Origin of the sequence: Actinoplanes couchii (assembly GCF_016862075.1) — a bacterium.
GTDB classification, from domain to species: domain Bacteria; phylum Actinomycetota; class Actinomycetes; order Mycobacteriales; family Micromonosporaceae; genus Actinoplanes; species Actinoplanes couchii.
In genome coordinates this window covers 21,536-45,464 of the sequence record NZ_BOMG01000011.1, presented here as the reverse complement: position 1 = coordinate 45,464, position 23,929 = coordinate 21,536, and the positions used below count along the sequence as shown (strand labels likewise).

The 23,929-nt window shown below is 72.1% G+C and carries 20 protein-coding genes; 15 read left to right on the top strand and 5 right to left on the bottom strand.

What is annotated here, in order from left to right; genetic code table 11:
• The first annotated feature begins 45 nt into the window (after positions 1 to 45).
• The 4 genes from Aco03nite_RS02960 to Aco03nite_RS02945 all read left to right on the top strand — a co-directional run bounded on the left by Aco03nite_RS02960 (position 46) and on the right by Aco03nite_RS02945 (position 3,098).
• Positions 46 to 990, top strand: a complete 945-nt coding sequence (locus Aco03nite_RS02960; protein WP_203792999.1) for an ATP-binding cassette domain-containing protein — start codon at positions 46 to 48, stop codon at positions 988 to 990.
• Entirely contained in the window at positions 987 to 1,769 is a 783-nt protein-coding gene (locus Aco03nite_RS02955; protein WP_203792998.1) for an ABC transporter permease, read from the top strand. Before Aco03nite_RS02960 ends, Aco03nite_RS02955 begins: the two co-directional genes overlap by 4 nt.
• A 113-nt stretch (positions 1,770 to 1,882) precedes the next feature.
• Positions 1,883 to 2,470, top strand: coding sequence for a peptidase associated/transthyretin-like domain-containing protein (locus tag Aco03nite_RS02950; RefSeq protein ID WP_203792997.1), 588 nt, complete (start codon positions 1,883 to 1,885; stop codon positions 2,468 to 2,470).
• Positions 2,471 to 2,609: 139 nt separating this feature from the next.
• On the top strand, positions 2,610 to 3,098 hold the full coding sequence (locus tag Aco03nite_RS02945) for a hypothetical protein (RefSeq protein WP_203792996.1): 489 nt from the start codon (positions 2,610 to 2,612) through the stop codon (positions 3,096 to 3,098).
• Here the strand turns inward: Aco03nite_RS02945 and Aco03nite_RS02940 are convergent.
• Positions 3,049 to 4,293 carry an EAL and HDOD domain-containing protein gene (locus Aco03nite_RS02940; protein ID WP_239144864.1) on the bottom strand — a complete coding sequence of 415 codons (1,245 nt, stop codon included), beginning with the start codon at positions 4,291 to 4,293 and terminating at the stop codon, positions 3,049 to 3,051. The genes Aco03nite_RS02945 and Aco03nite_RS02940 overlap by 50 nt on opposite strands.
• Before the next feature lie 143 nt (positions 4,294 to 4,436).
• Between Aco03nite_RS02940 and Aco03nite_RS02935 the strand changes: the two genes are divergently transcribed.
• The 8 genes from Aco03nite_RS02935 to Aco03nite_RS02900 all read left to right on the top strand — a co-directional run bounded on the left by Aco03nite_RS02935 (position 4,437) and on the right by Aco03nite_RS02900 (position 14,859).
• Entirely contained in the window at positions 4,437 to 5,984 is a 1,548-nt protein-coding gene (locus Aco03nite_RS02935; protein WP_203792995.1) for a long-chain-fatty-acid--CoA ligase, read from the top strand.
• Between the two features lie 96 nt (positions 5,985 to 6,080).
• Positions 6,081 to 7,358, top strand: coding sequence for a GlnX family signal transduction membrane protein (locus tag Aco03nite_RS02930; RefSeq protein WP_239144863.1), 1,278 nt, complete (start codon positions 6,081 to 6,083; stop codon positions 7,356 to 7,358).
• The gene (locus Aco03nite_RS02925) at positions 7,355 to 8,287 is read left to right on the top strand and encodes a glutamate ABC transporter substrate-binding protein (RefSeq protein ID WP_239144862.1); all 933 of its coding nucleotides are present in this window, start codon (positions 7,355 to 7,357) and stop codon (positions 8,285 to 8,287) included. Before Aco03nite_RS02930 ends, Aco03nite_RS02925 begins: the two co-directional genes overlap by 4 nt.
• Complete coding sequence (locus Aco03nite_RS02920) at positions 8,284 to 9,477, top strand: hypothetical protein (protein WP_203792994.1); 1,194 nt, start codon at positions 8,284 to 8,286, stop codon at positions 9,475 to 9,477. The genes Aco03nite_RS02925 and Aco03nite_RS02920 overlap by 4 nt, the downstream gene beginning before the upstream one ends.
• On the top strand, positions 9,474 to 11,804 hold the full coding sequence (locus Aco03nite_RS02915) for a serine/threonine-protein kinase (protein ID WP_203792993.1): 2,331 nt from the start codon (positions 9,474 to 9,476) through the stop codon (positions 11,802 to 11,804). Before Aco03nite_RS02920 ends, Aco03nite_RS02915 begins: the two co-directional genes overlap by 4 nt.
• A gap of 20 nt (positions 11,805 to 11,824) precedes the next feature.
• A complete protein-coding gene (locus tag Aco03nite_RS02910) occupies positions 11,825 to 12,907 on the top strand; it encodes a PP2C family protein-serine/threonine phosphatase (RefSeq protein ID WP_203792992.1) in 1,083 nt (360 codons plus the stop codon).
• A gap of 12 nt (positions 12,908 to 12,919) precedes the next feature.
• The gene (locus tag Aco03nite_RS02905) at positions 12,920 to 14,185 is read left to right on the top strand and encodes a vWA domain-containing protein (RefSeq protein ID WP_203792991.1); all 1,266 of its coding nucleotides are present in this window, start codon (positions 12,920 to 12,922) and stop codon (positions 14,183 to 14,185) included.
• Positions 14,182 to 14,859, top strand: coding sequence for a double zinc ribbon and FHA domain-containing protein (locus Aco03nite_RS02900; protein WP_203792990.1), 678 nt, complete (start codon positions 14,182 to 14,184; stop codon positions 14,857 to 14,859). The genes Aco03nite_RS02905 and Aco03nite_RS02900 overlap by 4 nt, the downstream gene beginning before the upstream one ends.
• Here the strand turns inward: Aco03nite_RS02900 and Aco03nite_RS02895 are convergent.
• Positions 14,840 to 15,625 (bottom strand): inositol monophosphatase family protein, encoded by a 786-nt coding sequence (locus Aco03nite_RS02895; protein WP_373872563.1) that lies wholly within the window; start codon positions 15,623 to 15,625, stop codon positions 14,840 to 14,842. The two genes, Aco03nite_RS02900 and Aco03nite_RS02895, sit on opposite strands and share 20 nt — an antisense overlap.
• 141 nt (positions 15,626 to 15,766) lie before the next feature.
• Between Aco03nite_RS02895 and Aco03nite_RS02890 the strand changes: the two genes are divergently transcribed.
• The 3 genes from Aco03nite_RS02890 to Aco03nite_RS02880 are packed head-to-tail and all read left to right on the top strand — an operon-like array spanning position 15,767 to position 18,705.
• Complete coding sequence (locus tag Aco03nite_RS02890) at positions 15,767 to 17,437, top strand: AMP-dependent synthetase/ligase (RefSeq protein WP_239144861.1); 1,671 nt, start codon at positions 15,767 to 15,769, stop codon at positions 17,435 to 17,437.
• Between the two features lie 10 nt (positions 17,438 to 17,447).
• Positions 17,448 to 17,831, top strand: coding sequence for a VOC family protein (locus tag Aco03nite_RS02885; protein WP_203792988.1), 384 nt, complete (start codon positions 17,448 to 17,450; stop codon positions 17,829 to 17,831).
• 55 nt (positions 17,832 to 17,886) lie between these two features.
• Positions 17,887 to 18,705, top strand: a complete 819-nt coding sequence (locus tag Aco03nite_RS02880; protein WP_203792987.1) for a hypothetical protein — start codon at positions 17,887 to 17,889, stop codon at positions 18,703 to 18,705.
• A gap of 145 nt (positions 18,706 to 18,850) precedes the next feature.
• Here Aco03nite_RS02880 and Aco03nite_RS02875 read toward each other — a convergent pair whose 3' ends face one another.
• The 3 genes from Aco03nite_RS02875 to Aco03nite_RS02865 all read right to left on the bottom strand — a co-directional run bounded on the left by Aco03nite_RS02875 (position 18,851) and on the right by Aco03nite_RS02865 (position 23,844).
• Positions 18,851 to 19,192 (bottom strand): STAS domain-containing protein, encoded by a 342-nt coding sequence (locus Aco03nite_RS02875; RefSeq protein ID WP_239144860.1) that lies wholly within the window; start codon positions 19,190 to 19,192, stop codon positions 18,851 to 18,853.
• Between the two features lie 478 nt (positions 19,193 to 19,670).
• Positions 19,671 to 20,501, bottom strand: a complete 831-nt coding sequence (locus Aco03nite_RS02870; RefSeq protein ID WP_203792986.1) for an ATP-binding protein — start codon at positions 20,499 to 20,501, stop codon at positions 19,671 to 19,673.
• 598 nt (positions 20,502 to 21,099) lie between these two features.
• Positions 21,100 to 23,844, bottom strand: a complete 2,745-nt coding sequence (locus tag Aco03nite_RS02865; protein WP_203792985.1) for a DEAD/DEAH box helicase — start codon at positions 23,842 to 23,844, stop codon at positions 21,100 to 21,102.
• Positions 23,845 to 23,929 lie beyond the last annotated feature (85 nt).

Genomic DNA, 23,929 nt, shown 5'->3' with positions numbered 1-23,929 from the left:
CGCGCGGTCAGCCGCCGGTCAGCGCCGCCGCCCACGCTGGACCGCATGACTTCCACGATCGTGGCCGAGGGGCTGCGGAAACGCTTTCGCGGGGGCGCGGTGGCCCTCGACGACTTCGACCTGACCGTGCCGGCCGGCATCGTCCACGGCCTGCTCGGCCCGAACGGGGCCGGGAAGACGACGGCGGTGCGGGTGCTGTCCACGCTGCTGAGTTTCGACGCCGGCCGGGCGGAGGTGGCCGGCGCCGATGTGGCCGGTGATCCGCGCACGGTGCGCGAGCGGATCGCTCTGACCGGCCAGGACGCGGCGGTCGACGATCTGCTCAGCGGCCGGCAGAACCTGGTGTTGTTCGGCCGGTTGCAGGGCCTGTCCCCGGCAGCGGCCCGGGCCCGGGCCGGGGAGCTGCTGGAGCGTTTCGACCTGGCCGGGGCGGCGAGCCGGTCGGCGAAGGACTATTCCGGTGGCATGCGGCGGCGTCTGGATCTGGCGGCGAGCCTGATCCGGCGCCCGGCGGTGCTGTTCCTGGACGAGCCGACCACCGGCCTGGATCCGCGCAGCCGCAACGAGGTGTGGCGGGCGGTGCGGGATCTGGTGTCCGAGGGCACGACGGTGCTGCTGACCACCCAGTACCTGGAGGAGGCGGATCAACTGGCGGCCCGGATCTCGGTGGTGGACGCCGGCCGGGTGGTGGCCGAGGGCACTCCGGACGAGCTGAAGTCGGCGCTGGGCGCGGATCGTCTGGAGGTGGTGATCCGCGAGGCGGACCGGCTGGACGACGCGGCGGCGGTGATCAAGGAGGTGACCGGGACCGTCCCGGACATCGATCCGGATCAGCGGCGGCTGCGGGTTCCGGTGGCCGACCGGGTGGGCGCGCTGACCGCGGTGCTGCACGGTCTGCAGGACGGGGCGATCACGGTCGCCGACATCGGGGTGCACCGCCCGACCCTGGACGAGGCGTTCCTGACGCTGACCGAGAAGGTGCCGGCATGACGGCGGTCACCGCCGGCCGGGTGATGGCCGGCCGGTACCTGCGGCACGTGGTGCGGGCGCCCGAGGAGATCGTCATCTACTTCTCGCTGCCGATCATGTTCGTGCTGGTCTTCGGGTACGTGTTCGGCAGCGGGATGGCGGTCCCCGGTGGCGGCCACTACCGGGAGTTCCTGGTTCCGGGGGTGTTCGTGATGACGATGTTCTACGGGATCGGGGCGACCGGCACCGGGATCGCGGTGGACATGAACCGTGGTGTGGTGGACCGGTTCCGGTCGATGCCGATGCCCCGGTCGGCGCTGATCACCGGGCGGATGGCGGCCGATCAGGTGCGGGCCCTGCTGGAGATCACCGCGCTGGTCCTGTGCGGGCTGCCGGTCGGCTGGCGCTGGCATCTCGGGGTGCCGAGGCTGCTGGCCGCGATCGGGCTGCTCCTGCTGCTGCGGCTGGCACTGAGCTGTGTCGGGGTGGCGCTGGGGATGCTGGCGAAGAACCCGGACATGGTGGCGACGATCGTGTTCCCGCTGGCGTTCCCGCTGACCGCGATCTCCAATGTGTTCGTGGCGCCGGAGCTGATGCCCGGCTGGCTGGGGGTGGTCTCCGAGTGGAATCCGATCTCGGCGACCACGACGGCGATCCGGGAGTTGTTCGGCAATCCGGGGATCGGGTCGGACTCGTGGCCGGCCGCCCATGCGCTGCCGCTGGCGGTGGTGTGGCCGGTGCTGCTGATCGTCGTCGTCGGCCCGATGGCCGTCCGCCGGTACCGGAATCTCAGCAGGTGAGGCTCCGCATCGGGGCCGGATAGGCACAGCAGACAAATCACCCAAAACCGCACTTCAGGGCGTTTTCCTTGCGAAGATCAACTCCGTTGAGGCATCTACAGCGGGGGTGGGCAGTGCGGATCGAGGACTGTGGCGGAACACCGGTCATCAGCAGGCCGGTGCCCCGGCCCGCGCATCGAGGCCCACAGCCGGTCCCGCTGGCCGAGATCCCGGCCGGGCCGGCCCCGGATCTGCCCCTGGAACTGGTGCGCCGGGACATCGCCGGGGACCGTCCCGGCGTACCGCTGATGCTCCGGATCCGGGTCCTGCACGCCGCCTCGCACCTTCCGGTCACCGCCGCCGTCGTCGATCTGCGCCACCCCGCGCCCGCCGCCCCCGCGGCGGAACTGCGGGGGGCCCAGGTCACCGACGTCGACGGGTACGCCGAGTTCCGCACCGTCCACCCCGGCCGGATCCCCGGCGAACCGGTCCGCATCGACGCGTCCGTCCATGTCGGAGGTATCCTGGCGGGCGGCCGGGCGGTCACCTACGCCGGGCCGCTGTTCGTCCCGGAGCAGATCGCCGGCCAGATCACCCCCGGCCCGGCCGGCGACCCCGATCCGCACCCGATCGCGGGCGGCCCGCTGACCGTGGTCCCGCGCGACCGTTTCGACCTGGCGGCGGGGCTGCTGGCCACGATCACGGTCACGGTCGGAAATTGACCCGCCCGGTTGCTGGCCGGGCGGCATGATTTTTCACGATCTTGCCGGTTGCGGTCCGGATATCTGATCAGCCGGGGGTACTCCTGCGCCGTCCTGGAACGATCTAGGCTGACGCGATCACACTCAGGGGGTCGCAGACATGCAGCACGACGCGCGACAGGACGCGTATGCGGACGACGGCCTGTCGCAGGACGACGCGAGGCGCGCCCGGCGCCGGAAGCTCTGGGCGCTGGTCACGGCGCAAGCCGTGCTCCTGCTCCCACTGATCTACCTGTGGTTCGGCCCGGCCAGCGCGGCCGCCGCCGCCGATCCGCGGCCGAACCTCGGCGCGGGTCTGGTCGGCATGGCGCTGATGGTGCTCGGCATGCCGTGGTCGGTGTTCGTCTGTCTGCTGGACAACCGGTACGGGCTTTTCGACAGCGGCGCCCGTGACCTGTTCGTCCTCGGCCCGGCGGTGCTGAACCTGGCGCTGACCGCGTCCGGTGTCTGGTGGACCGGGCGGCACCCGGTCGAGGAGACCGAGTGGCAGGTCCTGGAGGCCGACGAGATCGAGATCGAGGAGACCGACGAGCCGGAGGTCAGCGCGCCGCGTCCCGATGGCGGCGGCGTCCTGCCGCGGCAGGCGTGAGCTGGGAGGCGGCGTTCAGCGTCCGGGTGGACCAGCGCATCGCGTCCAGCGACAGCCCGGCCAGGTCGTCACTGCCCCACTCGCCGTCCTCGTAGGCCCGGACCGCCGCCAGCACCTGGCCCAGTCGTCCGGTCCCGCGGGTCAGCGCGTCCGACACGTCGCTGGTCAGCGGCAGCTGCTCGGCCATCGCGGCGGTGGTCATGTCCATCAGCCCGGCCATCCCGGTGACCAGCCCGGCGATGAACGCCGCGCCCGGGTCGGCACGGAACCGCGGGGCCAGGTTCTCGCAGAGCCGGGCCTGGGTCAGCGCGGTGAGCAGCTGCTCCTCGGGGGCCTCGGCGACGTCGTCGACGACCATCAGGGTGGCCCAGCGGCGGATCTGGGTCAGGCCGACCAGCATCACCGCCTGCCGGATCGAGGAGATCCGGCTGACCACCCCGGCGGCCACCGAGTTGCTGACCCGCAGCACCCGCAGCGCCAGGGCCGGGTCGCTGACGATGATCGAGGTGATCTTCTCCATCGGCACGTCCGGCGTCATCAGCGCGGCGACCAGCTCCAGCCGGCGCATCCGGGACGGGGAGAGGCTGGGCGCGGTGAGCACCTGGGGGCGGCTCAGCGCGTACCCCTGGCGCAGTTCCATGCCGTAGCGGTCGGCGACGGCCACCTCGGCGGCGGTCTCCAGACGCTCCGCGACCAGCTGGATCCGGGGATACGCGCGGCAGGCGGCGACGATGTCGTCGAGGCGGCTCAGGTCGCCGTCGAGCAGATCCAATTTGACGTACGACGCCAGGCCCAGCAGTTGTTCGTGGCCGGAGCCCCAGACGAAGTCGTCGAGCGCGATCTTGTAGCCGGCCTCGGCCAGGGCGGTGAGCCCGGTGATCACCTCGTCGTCGACGTCGACCGTCTCCAGCACCTCGAGCACCACCTGCTCCGGGCCGAACGGCAGGGGCAGCCGCCCGGTCACGAACTCACGGGTCAGGTTGATGAAACACGGCCGGTTGCCGGCCACCTCGGCGATGCCGAACTCGGTGAAGGCGTTCACCATCACCGTGCTGGTGGCATAGGTGTCCTGCCGTCCCGACGCGACGGCGTCCATCCGGCCGCGGAAGAGCAGCTCGTACGCCACCACGTCACCGTGCACGTCGAAGATCGGCTGACGGCCGACGTGCACCGCGTCCAGCACCGGGATACCCACGAATGTGCCATCGGCACCCCGGTGCCCGATCTGACGAATCACGACCGGGGAAACACGACCGAAACGGAGGCTTCCGTGCCACCGCTCCCCGTGCTGGGATGAGACTGCCGTCACAGATCCATCGGTAAGAAGGGTTCCGCCACATGCTCAACCTCTCCGTTCTCCTGGAGGACAGCGCTCGCCGGCACCCGGAGCGCACCGCCGTGGTGCTGGGCCCGCAGCGGCTCACCTACGCCCAGGTGGACGCCGCGGCGAGCCAGGTGGCCGCCATGCTGGTGGCCCGGGGCATCCAGCCCGGCGACAAGGTGGCGCTGACCTGCCCGAACCTGCCGTACTTCCCGATCGTCTACTACGGCATCCTCAAGGCGGGCGCGGTGGTCGTACCGCTGAACGTCCTGCTCAAGGGCCGGGAGATCGCGTACCACCTGAAGGACTCCGGCGCGAAGGCCTACCTCTGCTTCCAGGGCACCCCCGAGCTGCCGATGGGTGCCGAGGGCTTCGCCGGGTTCGGTGAGACCGAGGGCGCCGAGCACTTCTTCCTGATCACCGCGGACCCGGCGGCCGCGTCGCCGATCGAGGGCGCGGAGACGCTGGGCTCGGCGCTGGCCGGCCAGTCGCCGGTGTTCGAGACGGTGCTGCGGGACGAGAGCGACGCCGCGGTGATCCTCTACACCAGCGGGACGACCGGACAGGCCAAGGGCGCCGAGCTGTCCCACTCGAACCTGATCCTCAACGCGCTGACCTGCAACCGGCTCTTCGGCAGCCAGCCGGCCACCGACACCCACCTGCTGGTGCTGCCGCTGTTCCACTCGTTCGGCAGCACGGTCAACATGAACGCCGGTTTCGCCACCGCCGCCACCCTGGTGCTGCTCCCCCGGTTCGAGCCGAAGGCCGCGGTCGCGCTGCTGCAGAGCGAGGACGTGACGTTCTTCGCCGGGGTGCCGACCATGTACTGGGGGCTGCTCAACGCCCTGGACGACAGCGTGGACGTGGACCGGATCGCGGCCAACATGCGGGTCGCCGTCTCCGGTGGCTCCAGCCTGCCGGTGGAGATCATCCGGGCGGTCAAGGAGCGGCTCGGCGTCACCATCCTGGAGGGCTACGGCCTGTCCGAGACGTCGCCGGTGGCCACCTTCAGCGACCCGCACAGCGACCCCCGTCCCGGTTCGATCGGCATCCCGGTCTGGGGCATCGAGGTCAAGCTGATCGACCCGGAGTGGAACACCGTCGGGAAGGTGGACGAGATCGGCGAGATCGCGATCCGCGGGCACAACATCTTCCGCGGGTACATCGGGCGCCCGGAGGCCACCGCCGAGGTGATGCGGGACGGCTGGTTCCGCACCGGCGACCTGGCCCGCCGGGATGCCGACGGGTTCTACTACATCGTCGACCGGGCGAAGGACATGATCATCCGGGGTGGTTTCAACGTCTACCCCCGGGAGATCGAGGAGGTCCTGATCACCCACGAGGCGGTCTCGCTGGCCGCGGTGATCGGCGTCCCGCACGAGAGCCACGGCGAGGAGGTCAAGGCGTTCGTGATCCTGAACCCGGGCGCCACGGTCACCGGGGACGAACTGGTCGCGTGGAGCCGGGAACAGATGGCGTCGTACAAGTACCCGCGAATCGTCACGATCGTGGAAGCGCTGCCGATGACCGCTACCGGGAAGCTGCTCAAGCGCGAGCTGAGCTGAGCCGAAACCGTCATACGCCCGCCGTAGACTCCTGCTCGATCGCTTGCGCCAGTGACGCACAGTGGACGTGCGATCCCCCAGCGAGAGGGCACCATAGTGACTGCGGTACAGGCGCCACCCCGGGTGGCGTTACGACGGCTCGCCGGCATGCGGCACAGCTCGCCCGGCCGGCTCCAGCTGATGCTGGCCGTCCTGCTGGTCCTGGCCTGTCTCGCCGGGCTGGTGACCGGCCTGACCGCGTGGTCGGCCGGCACCGGCACGGCGGATCTGCGAGATCGCGCCCAGCCGCTGCTGGCCGAGGCGGAAACCATCCAGTCGTCGCTGGCCGACGCGGACACCACCGCCGCCCTGGCGTTCCTGGCCGGCGGTCTGGAGCCGCCGGCCCTGACCGCGCGCTACGACAAGGATCTGGCCGACGCCGCCACCGCCCTCACCTCGGCCGCCCGCCGGGTGCCGCAGGACGGGCCGGCGGGCGAGGCGATCCGGGCCGTCGCGACCGGTCTCAACGACTACGCCGCGCTGGTCGCCACCGCCCGGGCCCTCAACCGGCAGGGCAAACCGGTCGGTGCGTCCTACCTGTCGACCGCCTCCAAGCTCAACCGCGAGACGCTCCAGCCGCAGGCGGAGATCCTGTTCCGCGAGGCCGGGCGGGAGGCCGAAGCGGGCTACACGAACGCCCGCAGCACCTGGTGGCTGACCCTGCTCGGGGTGCTGGTCGCGGCGCTGGTGGCGGCCCTGCTCGTGATCCAGATCCGGCTGAGCCGGAGCACCCGGCGCACGTTCAACCTGCCGCTGCTGACCGCGTCCGCGCTCACCCTGCTCCTGCTGGCCGGCACCGCGGCGGTCTTCCTGCACCAGCGGGCCAAGCTGACCGACGCGGTGCGGCTCGGGTCGGCGCCGGTGGAGACGCTGGCCGAGATGCGGGTCCTGGTGCTGCGGGAGCGGGCCGACGAGGCGCTCACCCTGGTCGCCCGGGCCGGCAGCGGCACGCTGGAGACCGAGTTCAAGACCATCCGGGGGCAGGTCACCTTCGACGGACCGGAGCTCCGGCCGGTGGGTGACCGGATGAGCACCGCGACGGCCCAGCACGACGGCTACGTGACGCTGCATGAGAAGATCCGCTCCCTGGACGACAACGGCGACTACGAGGGTGCGGTGGAACTGGCCGTCGGTGACGAGACGTCGACAGCGTTCGACCAGCTCACGAAGACTCTGGACGACGCCTCGGCGGACCGGCGCGCGGCCTTCGACGGCCAGATCGGGTCGGCCGGGCGGGGGCTGGGTTCGCTGACCGTGCTGGGCCCGCTGCTGGCCCTGGTGATCTGTCTGTTCGCGGTGATCGGCCTGCGGGCCCGGCTGGAGGAGTACCGGTGAAGCACAACCGTCTCGCTCTGGCCTGCTCCGCGATCCTGCTCGCCGGGCTGACCGCCTGCACCGACACGCCGGCCTCCGCTCCGCAAGCGGAGGCGACACCGAGTGCGGCCGCCACCAGCGCCACCCCGCAACCGCCGGAGACCTGCGACGCCCGGGCCAGCTTCCGGCCGGCCAAGGGCACCCAGATGCCGGCCGGCAGCTACATGCAGGAGATCCGCAAGCGCGGCCGGCTGATCCTCGGCACCACCCAGGACACCCTGTTGTTCAGCTCGCGCGACCCGTTCACCGGCAAGATCGAGGGCTTCGACGTCGACATGGGCCGGGAGATCGCCAAGGCGATCTTCGGCGACCCGGACAAACTGGAGATCCGGGTCGTCCCCCGCTCGAACCGGGTGAACGCGGTCGTCGACGAAGAGGTCGACCTGGCGATCAGCACGATGACCACCAACTGCGCCCGCTGGGAGCAGGTCGACTTCTCCACGGTCTACTTCGAGGCGGGCCAGCGGGTGCTGGTCGGCAAGGACTCGACCGTGACGAAGATCGAGGACCTGGGCAAGCGCCCGGTCTGCGCGGCCACCGGCTCCACCTCGCTGGAGAACATCGGCAAGGTCAGCACCGGGCCGGTCCCGGTGGCGCGGGCCGACTTCGGCGAGTGCCTGGTCGCCTTCCAGCTCGGCGAGGTGGACGCGATCTCCACCGACGACACGATCCTGGCCGGCCTGGCCACCCAGGACCCGTACGCCAAGGTGGTCGGCCCGAAATTCACCTCCGAGCCGTACGCGGCGGCGGTCTCCAAGAAGCACCCCGAGTTCACCGAGTTCGTGAACGCGGTGCTGGAGAAGACCCGCAGCGACGGCACCTGGGCGAAGATCTACGCCAAGTGGCTGACCGCCCCGGCCCCGCAGCCCCCGGCGGCGAAGTACCGATGAGCACCACGACCGCCGCCGACACCGAGCTGGCCCGCCTCTCCGGCGCCGTCGCCGCCATCGCCACCAACCTGGTGGAGCTGGACCAGAACCCGGATCGCCAGGAGCTGGGCCGGATCCCGCTGACCGGGCGGACCGCGACCGCATGGGCCGACGCCGGCACCGCGCTGGAGGGCCTCTGGCAGGGGCACCGGCAGCTGACCGAGGTGATCGCCCGGGCCGAGACGCTGCGCGGGCAGCGGCGGATGAACGACGCCGACCGGGCCGCCTACCAGCACCAGGTGCTCGGCGCGTCGATCACGCTGTCCACCGCGACGGTGCCGCTGGCCCAGCGCGGGCTGCTCGGTTCCGGTCAGGTCGTCTCCACCTGCACCCCGGCCGAGCTGCTGTCGGCGATGGAGGCCTCGTTCAGCACCGCGGTCGCCGTGGTGACCAGCGCCGGCGAGGCGTGGCGGCGGGGCATGCCGGCCGCCGCCGAGGCCGCCGACGCCATGCAGCGGGTGCGCGACCTGACCCGGCAGTCCGGGCCGTCCGGGGCCGACCAGCTGCTGGCCGAGGCCGACCGGCTGCTCGGCGACATCACCCGGGTGCTGCTGTCCGATCCGCTCGGCGCCGACCTGACCGGGCTGGCCCGGGTGACGGCCCTGGTCGAGCGGGCCGACGCGGAACGGACGTCGGCGGCCGAGCTGCGGGCGTCACTCACCCAGCGGCTGCGCGACGCCCGGGCCCTGCTGGCCGAGCTCGACGCGGCGCAGCGGGCGGCCGACGATGCGCGCGACGCCGCGGCCGGGCGGTTCCCCGACGACCAGATCATCGCGGTACGTCCGATCGACCCGCGCCCGGAGCTGGCCGCGATCGACGCGCTGGCCGCCGCCGGGCAGTGGAGCCTGATCAGCCCGCGGCTGTCGGCCTGGCGCCGCCGGTCGGCCGACCGCCTGACCGTGCTGCGCGACGCGGCGGCCCGCACCGGCGCCCTGCTGACCGAGCGCAACGAGCTGCGCGGGCGGCTCGACGCGTACCGGGCGAAGGCCCTGAGCCGGGGCCTCGGTGAGGATCCGGCGCTGGGCCCGCTGGCCCAGGCCGCCCGCGACCACCTCTACCAGGCTCCGTGTGACCTGCCGGCGGCACGGGCCGCCGTCGACGCCTATCAGGACGCGCTCTCCGCCACCATCGCCTCCCGGGGGACCCGATGACCAGCTGCCTGCGTGACAACTGTTCCGGCACGATCGAGGACGGCTACTGCGACACCTGCGGACTCGCGCCGGCCGTCACCCGGCCGGCGGCCCCGAAACCCGCTGCCCCGGCCCCGGTCGCCGCGGCCGCCGACGACGGCAGGTGCCACCGGCCCGGCTGTTCCGGCGCGATCGAGGACGGCTACTGCGACACGTGCGGGCTGGCGCCGGCCGCCGGGCCCGCCGCCGGGACGAGGAGCACCACGGGGACGAAGGCCACCACGGGTTCCACCCGGAGCAGTGCCCTCTCCACCCGTACCGGCAGAGGGTCTTCCCGCACCGGATCCTCCCGGACCGGAACGGCTCGCCGCTTCGGCGGTGGACTGGTGGACATCGCGCCGATCCGGCAGGCGGACCCGGCGACCGCGGTGATGGCCGTGGCCGAGGTGCCGGAGTCGAAACGGTACTGCGGCAGGTGCGGCAACGCGGTCGGCCGGTCCCGGGACAGCCGGGAGGCCCGCGCGTCGGGGTACTGCCCGAGCTGCGGCGAGGCGTTCAACTTCGCCCCGAAACTGACCAAGGGCGACCTGGTCGGCGGGCAATATGAGGTGGTCGGCGCGCTCGCGCACGGCGGCCTGGGCTGGATCTACCTGGCCGTGGACAAGAACGTCTCGGACCGCTGGGTGGTGCTCAAGGGCCTGCTCAACTCCGGCGACGAGGACGCCCTGGCGGCGGCGCTGGCCGAGCAGCGGTTCCTGGCCGAGGTCGAGCACCCGAACATCGTCAAGATCTACAACTTCGTCGAGCACGACGGCGCCGGCTACATCGTGATGGAGTTCGTCGGCGGCAAGTCGCTCAAGGACGTGCTCAAGGAGCGCCGGGTCAACGGTGTGGTCAGCCCGCTGCCGGTGGAGCAGGCCCTGGCGTACGTGCTGGAGATCATGCCCGCGTTCGGCTACCTGCACGAGCGTGGCCTGATCTTCTGCGACTTCAAACCGGACAACGTGATCCAGTCCGGTGACCAGATGAAGCTGATCGACCTCGGCGGTGTGGTGCACATCGACGACCAGGACGCGGCGATCTACGGCACCGTCGGTTACCAGGCGCCGGAGATGGCGCAGCTGGGGCCGTCGGCGCAGTCCGACCTCTACACCATCGGCCGCACGCTGGCGGTGCTCACCACCGACTTCCGCGGGTACCAGAGCACGTTCGCCGACAGCCTGCCGGAGCGCGGCGACTTCGAGGCCTACTCCCGGCACGAGTCGTTCTACCGGCTGCTGCTGCGGGCCACCCACACCGACCGGGACGAGCGGTTCGGCGACGCCGCCGAGATGGCCGAGCAGATGCTCGGCGTGCTGCGGCAGGTCCTCGCCGCCGGGGGCACCCCGCACCCGGCGATCTCCCGCTGGTTCACCGGTGAGCTGCGCACCGACCTGCGCGACGACCGGGCCCGCTGGCAGGACCTGCCGACCCCGCTGGTGGACCTCAGCGACCCGGCCGCCGGGCTGCTCGCGTCGATCACCGCCGCCGACCCGGGAACCGTGCTGGCGCAGCTGGAGAGCGCGCCGCAGGACTCGGTCGAGGTCGGGCTGCGGCGGCTGCGGGCGTTCGTCGACCAGGGTGACGCGGCGAAGGCGGCCGAGGTCCGCGACGCGCTCGCGGCCGAGTCGGCGGACTGGCGCATCGACTGGTACGACGGCCTGCTCGCGCTCACCACCGGTGACTTCGCGCGGGCCCGGCAGCGGTTCGACGCGGTGTGGTCGGCGCTGCCCGGCGAGCTGGCGCCGCAGCTGGCCCTGGGCATGACCGCCGAGCTGGCCGGTGACCCGGCCGGGGCGTGCCTGCACTACGACGTGGTCAGCCGCACCGATCCGGCCTACACCACGGCCGCCGCCGGGCTGGCCCGCTGCCGGCTGCAGGGTGGCGACCGGGCCGGGGCGGTCGAGGCGTACAGCCGGGTGCCGGGCACCTCGTCGGCCTACCCGAGTTCGCAGATCGGCGCGATCCGGGCGCTGGTCAAGGCACATGCGTCGACGGTCGTCGACGTGGATTCGCTGGCCGCCGCGGCCGGTCTGATCGCCCGCCTCGAGGTGGAGGCGGCCCAGCTCGCCGCACTGCGGGCCGAGCTGCTGGAGCAGACCCTGCGGACGATCGGCAAGGGCACGGCGATCGATCCGCCGGTGCTGGCCACGGTGATCGGTGGCACCCCGGCGGAGCGACTGCCGGAACGGGACGTGCGGTTCGCGCTGGAGTCGGCATACCGGGAGATGGCCCGGGCGACACACGGCGCGGAGAAGATCCGCCTGGTTGACCTGGCGAACGCGGTGCGGCCGCGGACGCGTACGTGAGAGAGGCAGGACCCGCACCGATGATCGTGACCGAATGCACCTCGTGCGACGAGGAGCGCGCCGCCGGCGCCTCCTTCTGCGAGGCGTGCGGGAGGAAGCTGGCCGAACCCGCTTCCGAAGTCGAGCTCCCGGCGGCTAAAAAGGACTGTGTGCGCTGCGGGGCAGCCGGTTCCGTGGGCGACGACGGCTATTGCGAGGAGTGCGGCATGATGGCCGGCCGATCGCGGGATCATCTGGAGGCCGACGGCGGACCCTCGGGCGCCGCGGTGAGCGACCGTGGCCGCCGCCACCACCGCAACGAGGACGCGATGTGGCTGGCCGTCGGGGTGGAGGCCGCCGACGTGGTGGTCTGTGACGGGGTCTCGGCCTCGTTCGACCCGGACGCCGCCTCGGACATCGCCGTCCGCGCCGCCGGTGAGCTGCTGGCCGGCGCCCGTCACCCGGACGAGCCGGCCGGCGAGGAGGGCGACCCGGACGGGACCGCCGACCTGGAGGGGCTGGAACGCCCGGCCGGCGCGGCGGGCCTGGCCGGTGCGGTGTCGCACGCGATCGCCGGTGCGGCGGCCGCGGTGGCGTCGCTGGCGCACACCGGTGACCCGCGGCGGGCCGCCGCGAACCCGGCCTGCACGATCATCGCCGCCGCGATCCGCGGCCCGCACGTCGGCTACGGCTGGGTCGGCGACAGCCGGATCTACTGGCTCGGCCCGGAGGGTCCCGCCGAGCAGCTCACCGAGGACGACTCGTGGGCCACCCACGTGATCGCGATGGGCGTCGACCCGGTGACCGCGATGAACGACCCGAAGGCGCACGCCATCACCGCCTGGCTGGGCGCCGACGCCGGGCCGGTGGCGCCGCGGGTGCGGTCGTTCACCGCGTCCGAGCCGGGTCACCTGATCCTGTGCAGCGACGGCCTGTGGAACTACCTGCCCGACGCGGCCGATTTCGGCTCGGTCGTCCGGGACTGCCTGGAGACCGCGAACTCGCTGCTGGGGGCGACCCGGGCGCTGGTCGCCTACGCCAACGCGGCGGGCGGCGCGGACAACATCACGGTCGCGCTGATCCCGGTGCGGCCGGCCGAACCCACGACAACGGAACTGGCATAAGGAGTCCCGAGAGTGTCCTACACCGCCGAGGCCTTCCAGAACGAGTACCTCGCCCTGGGCGCGAGTGAAGTCAACGCGATCGTGACAGTGACGTCGACAGGTGGCGAGGGCGGCCGCCGTACCGGTGGCGCGACCGAGATCATCATCGTGGACGCGTCCGGGTCCATGCAGGCCGAGGGCCGGATCGCGGCCGCCCGGCAGGCCGCGAAAGCCGCCGTCGAGTGCATCGACGACGGTGTCCACTTCGCGATCATCGCCGGGGTCAGCACCGCCCAGCAGCTCTTCCCCGCCCCGGGTGAGCTGGCGGTCTCCTCCGCGCAGAGCCGCGCGCAGGCGGCGGTCGCGATCGACCGGCTGCAGGCCAACGGCGGCACGGCGATGGGCGCCTGGCTGCTGCTGGCCGCCCAGCTGTTCGAGCAGCGGCCGGGCGACATCAAGCACGCCATCCTGCTGACCGACGGTGACAACGGCGAGCGGCAGGGCTACCTGGAGACGGTGCTCGAACGGATCAAGGAGTCGTTCGTCTGCGACTGCCGGGGTGTCGGCGCCAACTGGAAGGTCGCCGAGCTCCGCAAGATCGCCGACAAGATGCTGGGCACCGTCGACATCGTCGCCAAGCCGGCCGAGCTGGCCGAGTCGTTCCAGCAGATGATCACCGCGGCGATGGGCAAGACCAGTGCCGACGTCCAGCTCAAGGTGTGGACGCCGGTGAACGCCTCGGTCCGGTTCGTCAAGCAGGTGGAGCCGCTGGTGGCCGACCTGACCGGCAAGCGTGCCGAGGACGGGCCGCGGGCCGGCCGCTACCCGCTCGGCTCGTGGGGTCAGGAGAGCCGCGACTACCACATCTGCGTCGACGTGCCGGCCGGCGCATCCGGCGACGAGATGCTGGCGGCCCGGGTGCATGTGATGGAGGGCGACACCGAGCACGCCCGCTGCCTGGTCCGGGCGGTGTGGACCGACGACACCGCGCTCTCCACCAAAATCAATCGGCAGGTCGCGCACTACACCGGGCAGGCCGAGCTGGCCGACGCGATCCAGGCCGGCATCGCGGCCCGGGAGTCCGGCGACGACCGGACCGCGACCATCAAGTTCGGCCGGGCGGCGCAGCTCGCGCACGCCAGCGGCAACAAGGCCACCGAGGAGCTGCTGGCCAAGGTGGTCGACATCGAGGACCCGGTGACCGGCACGGTGCGGCTCAAGCGCAAGGTGGCCGCCGAGGACGAGATGGCCCTGGACACCCGGTCGACCAAGACCGTGCGCGTGGGGTGGGGGCAGTGAGCACGTTCCCCTGCCCGAAGGGTCACGCCTCCGGCGAGCCCGACTTCTGCGACACCTGCGGCACCCGGATCGAGGGCGCGGCCCCGGCCGCCGTCCTGGTCCAGGCGCCGGCGGCCGCGGTCAGCGCCCCACCGAAGGAGAAGTGCCCGAACTGCGGGTACCCCCGCAGCGGCCCGTTCCGGTTCTGTGAGGACTGCGGGTTCGACCACAACACCGGCAAGGTGCCGCAGATCGACACACCCGCGCCGGTGGTGGCGCCCACGTCCCCGGCCGCCCCGGCCGTCACCGGGCCGTGGACCGCGACGGTGGTGCCGGACCAGGAGTACTTCGCGCTCAACGACATCGAGGGCGTCACGTTCCCGGCGGGCACCCTGCCGCAGACCGTGACGCTGGTGCCGCCGCAGGTGCGGATCGGGCGCAAGAGCTCGTCGAAGGGCACCGACCCGGAGATCGACCTGGCCGCCGAGCCCTCCGACCCCGGGGTCTCGCACAGCCACGCCCTGCTGACCCTGAGCATCGACGGCGCATGGCTGGTCTCCGACGTCGGCTCCTCGAACGGAACCTGGATCAACGACGAGGACCAGCCGCTGGGCGCCGGTCAGTCACGCTCTCTGAAGGACGGCGACCAGGTGCACGTCGGCGCCTGGACCACCATCACTCTGCACGCCCCCTGACCAGGTCGAAGGCTTCGTCGACCACCTCCCGGGCCCGGCCGGACAGCGCCGCGCCCGGGCCGGGGACGGTCCGGCCGTCCAGTCCGCGATAGAACCCGCCGGCCTCGGTGACGATCAGCGAGGTGGCGGCGAAGTCCCAGATCTGGCCGCCGGTCTGCAACGACAGGTCCAGGTCGCCGCGGGCCACCAGCAGGGCCGGCTGCAACGACCACTCCCGCTCGTCGGCGGCCTCGAACAGGGCGGTGAACGGTTCCCGCCCCCAGCTCGGCACCACACCGAGCCGGGTGTCGGCGAGCGCCGGGGCCGGGCCGCCGGCCACGTGGATGCGCTGCTCGTCGACGATCCTGGCGTCGCGTACGACGGCCTCGAAAGCTCCTCCGCCGCGCACCGCCCACCAGATGCGGCCCTGGGCCGGGACCGCCGCCACCCCCACCGTGATCTCGCCCTGGTCCTCCAGCGCGATCAGGACCAGCCAGCGGTTGTCGCCCTCGACGTACAGATGCGTGCCGTCGATCGGGTCGATGATCCAGCGGCGGCCCTCGGTGCCCAGGGTCTCGCCGTGCTCCTCACCGAGGATGGCGTCGCCGGGGCGGGCCTCGGTGAGCACCTCGCGGATGCGGTCCTCGACGGCACGGTCGGCGGCGGTCACCACCGACCCGTCCTTCTTCATCTCCCGGGGCAGTTCCGCGAGGGCCGCGAAATGCCGGAGTGCGACGGCGGAACCCGCTAGGGCGGCTTCCAGGGCCAGCTGTAGGTCGTCTGCCACGTTTCCCATCCTGCCGTGGCCGGGTACCCGCAGGTGGCCCGTGACCCGAGAAATTCATCGGAACATCGCTCGTGAGCGTCGCCACCCGACCCGTTCATCCGGCTCCGGGTCGGGCAAGATCAAAAGGCGATTGGAGGCCTGATGACGTCGTGCACCGCTCCCGAACACGAGCAGAAGCTGCTGGCCGAGCTCCAGGAGGACACCCCGGACTCGTTCGGGGCCATGTTCCTGGACCGCGCCGGGCGTACGCCCGCGGAAGTCGCCTATCGCAGCCCCGGGACCGGCGGTGAGTGGGTCGCGCACACCTGGGGGGAGACCGCGGAGGCGGTCCGGGAGATCGCGGCCGCCCTGATCACCCGCGGCCTGCGCCCGGAGGACCGGGTCGCGATCGCCGCCGCCACCAGCGTCACCTGGATCCAGGCCGACTTCGGCGTGATGTGTGCCGGCGGCGCGACCACCACGGTCTACCCGTCGTCGTCGCCGGAGGAGGTGCGGCACATCCTCACCGACTCGGGCAGCCGGTTCGCGTTCGCCGAGGACGCCGCCCAGCGTGACAAGGTCGCCCCGCACGTGGCGGAGGTCTTCCTCTTCGAGGAGCTGGACGGGTTGCGGGCCGAGGGCCGGGCCGCGCTGGAGTCCGATCCGGACCTGGTCGCGCGGACCACCGCCGCGGTCCGCCCGGACCAGCTGGCCACGCTGATCTACACGTCCGGCACCACCGGGCTGCCCAAGGGGGTGCGGATCGCCCACAGTGCCTGGGTCTACCAGGGACTCGCCATCCAGGCGATGGGGATCGTCCGGCCGGACGACGTCGGTTACCTGTGGCTGCCGCTGTCACACGCGTTCGGCAAGGCGCTGCTGGCCTGCCAGATCTCGGTCGGTTTCGAGTTCGCGGTGGACGGTGACACCAGCCGGATCGTGGACCGGCTCGCCGAGGTGCGCCCGACCATCATGCCGGCCGTGCCACGGATCTTCGAGAAGGTGTACGCCGGGGTCAACGCCCAGGTCGGCGGCGGGCTGAAGGGGAAGCTGTTCGGGCTCGCGGTCCGGGCCGGGCACCGCAACCCGCTCGCCGACGTGCTGCTGTCCCGGGTGCGGGCCCGGTTCGGTGGCCGGATGCGGTACTTCATCTCCGGCGCCAGCGCCCTCGACGCGGGCATCGCCGCGTGGTTCGGCGCGCTGGGCCTGCCGATCGCCGAGGGTTACGGGCTGACCGAGTCCTGCGCCACCACGATCTTCAACCGGCCGGACGACCCGGAGTACGGCACGGTCGGCCGCCCGCTGCCCGGCACCGACGTGCGGATCGCCGAGGACGGCGAGATCATGCTGCGCGGGCCGGGCATGATGAGCGGCTACCACGGCCTGGATCCGATCATGGTGGACGGCTGGCTGCCCACCGGCGACATCGGCGAGATCACCGCGCGTGGCTCGCTGAAGATCACCGACCGCAAGAAAGACCTGATCAAAACCTCCACCGGGAAGTACGTCGCCCCGGCCGCGATCGAGGCCAAGCTCAAGGCGCTGTGCCCGCTGGTCGGCCAGGTCCTGGTGCACGGCGACCGGCGCAAGTTCGTCTCGGCGCTGATCGACCTGGACGAAGGGGTGTCCCGCACCCCGGAGACCGAGGCCGAGATCGACCGCTGCATCAAGGAGCTCAACGCCGGCCTCAACCCGTGGGAGACCATCAAGAGGCACGTGATCGTCGATGAGCACCTGGACGTGGCGAGCGGGCTGCTCACGCCGTCGATGAAGCTCCGCCGGCGGGCCGTCGAGGAACGTTACCAGTCGCAATTGGACGCTCTCTACGCGTAAGGTCTCGATCATGCATCGCAGCCGCCTGTTCGGGCTCTTCATCGACACCCCGGCCGCCGACACCCCCGCCGCGGCGACGTTCTGGGCCGGCGCGTTCGGCACCACCGCCCAGCCGATCCCGGGCGAGGAGGAGTTCATCAAACTCCACGACGCCTTCCCGGGGCTGGCCGTGGACGTGCAGTCGGTCGACGACGCGCCCCGCTACCACCTGGACATCGAGACCGACGACGTCGAGGCGGAGACCGCCCGGCTGATCGGGCTCGGCGCGACGATGGTGGCCGACCACGGCGGGCACAAAACCCTGCGTGCACCGGGTGGTCACCTGCTGTGCGTGGTCCCGATCCAGAGCGATCCCCGGCTGTTCGACTCCTCGTCACGCCCCTGGCCTGCGTGAATTTCGCTTGCGCTCCCCCTTAGGATCCTCAATGCGTCTCACGGGGGAGGATCCGATGAAGTTGTACCGTCCTGTTCTGCTCGCCATATCCGTCGCGCTGGTGGCCGGCGGCTGCACGACTCCGCTGCTGCCGCCGCTGCCCGCGGCCGGCACCGGGTCGGGTTCCGGCACCGGCGCCTCCGGGGCGCCGGTCGCCACCGAGGCCGGCTCCTCGCCGTCACCGTCTGCGCCGGCCGAGCCGGACGCCAAGCCCGCGCTGATGGCCGCCCTGGAGAAGACCAAGGCCGCGAGCTACAAGTTCTCGGTCAGTGGTGACGCCGTCGACAACCAGAAGATCACCGGCTCCGGCTCGTACGACGCGAAAGCCAAGAAGATCAACGTCACGCAGAAGCTCAGCGGTGGCGGCAAGAAGACCGATCAGGGACAGCGCATCGTCGTCGGCACCGATCTGTACTCGCGCGGCAAGAACGGCGAGACCTGGGTGCACCTGAACCTCAAGCGGGTCAAGAAGACGTCGCTGTACTACTACGACATGACCGACCCGACCGGGATGACCCGCTTCATCCAGTCGGTGGACACGGTCCGCAGCACCGGCGCCAACAGCTACGCCGGGCGCCTCGACATCGAGGGCGACAAGTTCAACGAGGGCTTCCTGCCGGTCGGCACCCCGGCCATCTCGGTGTGGCTCGGCGGGAGTGCCCAGTTCACCGCCACCACGAACGCGGCCGGGTGGGTGACCGCCATCAGCGTGGACATCCTGGACAGCAAGAAGACCCTGAAGATGACCACCAAGCTGAGCAACCACGGCAAGAACCAGGGCATCAAGAAGCCGTCCAACTACGGCGAGGCGATGGACTTCTACTACGACAAGTAGGTCGCCGGTCGCCTTTCCGGGCCTCGCGCGGCCTCGCCACCCGGGCCTCGCATGCCGGATCCCACAGGCCGGGCCTCACAGGCCGGATCCCACAGGCCGGGCCTCACAGGCCGGATCCCACAGGCCGGGCCTCACACACTGGGTCTCACACGCCGTCGAAGAGGTCGGCGGCACGGGTGGCCCGCAGCAGCCAGCGCAGATGCGGTTGCGGGGAATGCAGATGGCAGGTGGCCTGCCGGGACTCGGCGACCCGGCGGGCCGCCACCAGCATCCGCAGCCCGGCCGCGTCACAGAAATCGACCCCGGCCACGTCGATGTGGATCTGCCGGACCGGTGTGCCCAGCCCGAGGATGTCGTACACCCGGGTCATGTCGTAGAGCTGACTCTGCAGCGCGTCCACCGACACGGCGTCGAGGCTCCCCCGCAGCGTGATCATCAGCCGGTCCCCGGCCTGTTCCCCGTCGATCCTGGTCCCGCTCGCGTTCACACCGTCTCCTCCGCTCCCTGATACCCACCCACCACACGCGCCTGTTCCGCACCCCGCCCGCACCCTGCTCGCGGTGACTTCCCCGGCCGCGCCCTGCTCCCGGTGACTTTCCGGCCGCGCCCTGCTCCCGGTGACTTTCCGGCCGCGCCCTGCTCCTGGTGACTTCCCCGGCTGCGCGGCGCTCCAGTCCCCTCACCTCACCGGCTCTGCTCCGGCTTCCCTCCCTCCGGGCTTCCTCTCACCCTCCGGCCCACCTCCCCCCGCACCGAACCGCCCCTCGCCTTCCGGCCCCTCTCCGCGCCGCGCCGCGCCGGGCAAGGCAAGGCACAGTCGGGCAAGGCCAGGCCAGGCCGCGCCAGGCTGGGCCGCGCCAGGCCAGGCTGGGCCGCGCCAGGCCTCGCCGTCCCTCGCCCTCCGCCGCGCCGCGCCAGGCCGTCCCTCGCCCTCTCGGCTCGCCCGGGCCTCTTCGGGTCTCCTCTCACGAGAGTTCCTCCGGGCGGGACCGGACGATGGCCCAGACCAGCTTTCCGGCGCGGGACGGGAGGGCGCCCCACGCGGACGCCGCCGCGTCGACGATGCGCAGGCCCAGGCCGCGGTCGGTCAGGGACGGGCCGAGCGGGCCGGTCACCGGGTCACGCATGCGCGGCAGGTCCGGATCCCCGTCGTACACGGCGAGGTGCAGGGCGGCCCCGGCCCCGGTCCCCCGGGCGGAGATCACCACCTCGATGTCGGTGCCGGCGTGCTCGGCCGCGTTCACCACCAGCTCGGAGATGATCAGACGGGCGCGTTCGCGGAGGTGGCCGAGCCGCCAGCCGGTGCAGGCCTCGCTCACCAGCGACCGGGCCCGGGTCGCCGCCCCCGGGTCCGGTGGCAGGGCCAGGTGCAGCCGGTCCGGCAGCGGATGCCGCCCGTCCATCGCCGCCCGCGCCTGGGGAACCGTCGCGTACAACACGAGCCAGTCCCGGGCCCCCAGCCGCCGTAGCCGCCGGGCCAGGGCGGCGTGTGCGGGAAGGCAGACCGCCACCACGATCGGCGGGACCAGGGCCGCGCCCTGGGCGCACACCGTCAGCCAGAGCGGGGCGCTGACCGCCTGCGGATCCCGCAGCCGGTGCAGGTCGATGATCATCCCGGTGGGGTGTTCGGCGAGGCACTTGTCGAGCACCGTGCGGGCCTGTGCGGAGAGCGCACGGTCCCATCCGCCCCACACCGACAGCTCGATGATCGCGGTGTCCGCGTCGATGACGGCCAGCACGGAGTCCGCCACCGCGTCACCGGACCACCCGATCAGATGCGGTGAGCCCGCGCCCATGTCCCCTTCTCCCGGGCTTTCCGGCACCCCGCGGAGCCCATGGCGACCCGCGGAGCCCGTCCAGCCGCGACAACGATTCCACCTGGATTCGTTTACGTTTCCGCCTGGATTCGTTCTCGTGGAGCGGGCCGGGACCGCCGCGGGGCCGGCCGCCGCCGGACGTCACCCGGGTGGCGAACCGCCCCCACCGGCTGACACCGGACACCGGCCGGCCCCGCCTCGCTCCGGGCGCGCCCCACGAGACTGAACCTGCCGCCGCCGCAATTCTTGATTTATCCCCATGAGACCGTCAACGAAGATTCACCATCCGCGACGATCCCCGCGGGGCCACCGCCCGGCGGCAAGGCACAGCACCCGGCAGTAAGGCCCGGGAGGCCGACGGCCCGGCGGTCGACGGCACAACCCGGTGGCACGGCCCAAAGACCGACGGCACCACCCGACGGCACCACCCAAAAACCGACGGCACCACCCAAAGGCCAACGGCACAACCCGACGGCACGGGCCAACGGCACAACCCGACGGCACGGCCCGGCACCCGAGACCCGGAACCCGGCGGCGAGGCCCGCCGCAGCAGGCCCGCCGCGGCGGGTGCGGCCGGTCAGACGCCGCCCTGGTGCAGGGCCAGCACCCCCCGGTTGACCGCGGTGATCGCCTTGCGGGCGGTGTCCTTGACGCTGGGTGAGGCCGCCGAAGCCTCCCGCACCTGGCTGAGCAGGTCGAGCACCTGACGGGCCCACCGCACGAAGTCCCCGGCCGGCATGTCCGCGTCGTGGTGCCCGCTGGACAGCACCCGGGCGAGCGGCTCGCCCCGGGCCCACCGGTACATCGGCCAGACGAACCCGGGGTCGGGCTCGCGGGTCAGGGCCAGCCCGTACTCGCTCTCGTCGGCGGCGATCTCTCCCCACAGCTTGGCGCAGGCGTCGACGGCGGCGCTGATCGGCCCGTTCGGCACCGAGGCGCGGTCCTCGCCCTCCCGCCGGGACTCGTAGAGCACCATGGACACCGCCGCGGCCAGCTCATCGGGGGCCAGCCCGTCCCACACGCCCTGCCGCAGGCACTCGGCGACGAGCAGGTCGGCCTCGGACCAGATCCGGCCGAGCATCCGCCCGGCGTCGGTCACCTCGCCGTCCGACGACAGGTAGCCGCGGACCGACAGGACCGCGCACACCTGGTCGAACGTGCGGGCCAGCGACCCGGTCCGCCCGGCCACCTTGTCGCGCAGCGCGTCGGTGTCACGCTGGAGCCGGTGCCGGCGCTCGGCCGAGCGGGCGTGGTCCTCCCGGTCCGGGCAGGCGTGGCACGGGTGCTGCCGCAGCTGCACCTTGAGCAGGGCGACCTCGGCGTCCTCACCGGGGTTGGCCCGGCTGCGGCCGCCACGCCGGCGGTCCGGGTGCCGGTCCAGGCCGGTGCCGGAGACCTGGGCGGCCAGGTCGCGGCGGGCGCCGGGTGAGCGGTGGTTGAAGCCCTTCGGCACCCGCAGCCTGGTCAGCACCTCGACCGGGCCGTTGAAGTCGCCGGGGCTGACCCGGCCGGCCCAGCGGTCCTGGGTGAGCACCAGCGGGCGCGGCTCCCCGAAACCGCCGACCGCCGGTTCCAGGACGACGGCCAGGCCGGCGCGCCGCCCGTTCGGTACCCGGATCACGTCGCCGTGCCGCAGTTTCTCCAGCGCGGAGACGGCCGCCGACCGGCGCTGCTGCACGCCCTGGCGGGACAGTGACTTCTCCCGGTCGGCTATGGCGACGCGCAGTCCGAAGTACTCGTCAAAGTCGCCCTGGTGGCAGGCGGCGTCCGACCCGTACGACTCCATGGTCTCGACGTTGCGCTGCACCTGACGGGCCAGGCCGACCACCGACCGGTCGGCCTGGAACTGGGCGAACGACGACTCGAGCAGCTCCCGGGACTTGTCCGCGCCGACGCTGCCGACCAGGTTGACGGCCATGTTGTAGGACGGCCGGAACGAGGACCGCAGCGGGAAGGTGCGGGTGGAGGCGAGCCCGGCGACGTGCCGGGGGTCGACGTCGGGGCTCCACAGCACCACGGCGTGGCCCTCGACGTCGATGCCCCGGCGCCCGGCCCGGCCGGTGAGCTGCGTGTACTCCCCCGGGGTCAGGTCGACGTGGGCCTCACCGTTGAACTTGACGAGCCGCTCGAGGACGACGCAGCGGGCCGGCATGTTGATGCCCAGGGCCAGCGTCTCGGTGGCGAAGACCGCCTTGACCAGGCCTTTAACGAAGCACTCCTCGACCGCCTCCTTGAAGGCGGGGAGCATGCCGGCGTGGTGGGCGGCGACGCCACGCTCCAGGCCGTCGAGCCACTCCCAGTAGCCGAGCACCGACAGGTCCTCCGGCGGGATGCTGGTCACCTTGGACGCGACGATCCGGCGGATCTCGGCTCGCTCCTCGGGGAGGGTCAGCCGCAGCCCGGCGTCCAGGCACTGTTTCACCGCGGCGGCGCACCCGGCCCGGCTGAAGATGAACAGGATGGCGGGCAGCAGGTCCGCGCGCTGCAACCGCTCGACGACGTCGGCCCGGGGCGGCGGCTGCCAGCGTTTGCCGCGCCCGCCTTTCCACCCGGAGGCGGCCCGGTCGGTGAACTCCTGCCGGCGCTCCATCTCCCGGGTGTGGCGCAGCAGCTCGGGGTGGACGTCGTGTTTGCGGGCCGCGTCGGCGTCGTGGAACAGGTCGAACATGCGCCGGCCGACGAGCATGTGCTGCCAGAGCGGGACCGGCCGGTGCTCGCTGACCACCACCTCGGTCTCGCCGCGGACGGTGACCAGCCAGTCGGCGAACTCCTCGTAGTTGCTGACCGTGGCGGAGAGTGAGACGAGCGTCACCGAAGCCGGAAGGTGGATGATCACCTCTTCCCAGACCGCGCCGCGGAACCGGTCGGCGAGGTAGTGCACCTCGTCCATCACCACATAGGCCAGCCCGCGCAGCTGATCGGAGCCGGAGTAGAGCATGTTGCGCAGCACCTCGGTGGTCATCACGACCACCGGGGCGTCACCGTTGATCGCGTTGTCGCCGGTGAGCAGGCCGACCTTGTCCGCTCCGTACCGCGCGACCAGGTCGTGGTACTTCTGGTTGGACAGAGCCTTGATCGGGGTGGTGTAGAAGCATTTGCGCTCACCCGAGCGCAGGGCCAGGTGCACGGCGAACTCACCGACCACGGTCTTGCCGGCGCCGGTCGGGGCGCACACCAGCACACCGTTGCCGCGCTCCAGGACCTCGCACGCCTCGCGCTGGAAGTCGTCCAGGTCGAAGCCCACGTCGAGCCGGAAATCTTCGAGCGCCGGGTACGCCGCCCGCCGCTTGGATGCCGCGTACTTCTCGGCGGGACTCGTCATGCGCACCAGGCTAGTTCGTGGGTGTGACAAAACGCAGCACGGTTATTCCGGGTCATACGGCTGTCCGAGGGCCGAATCCCGGTCG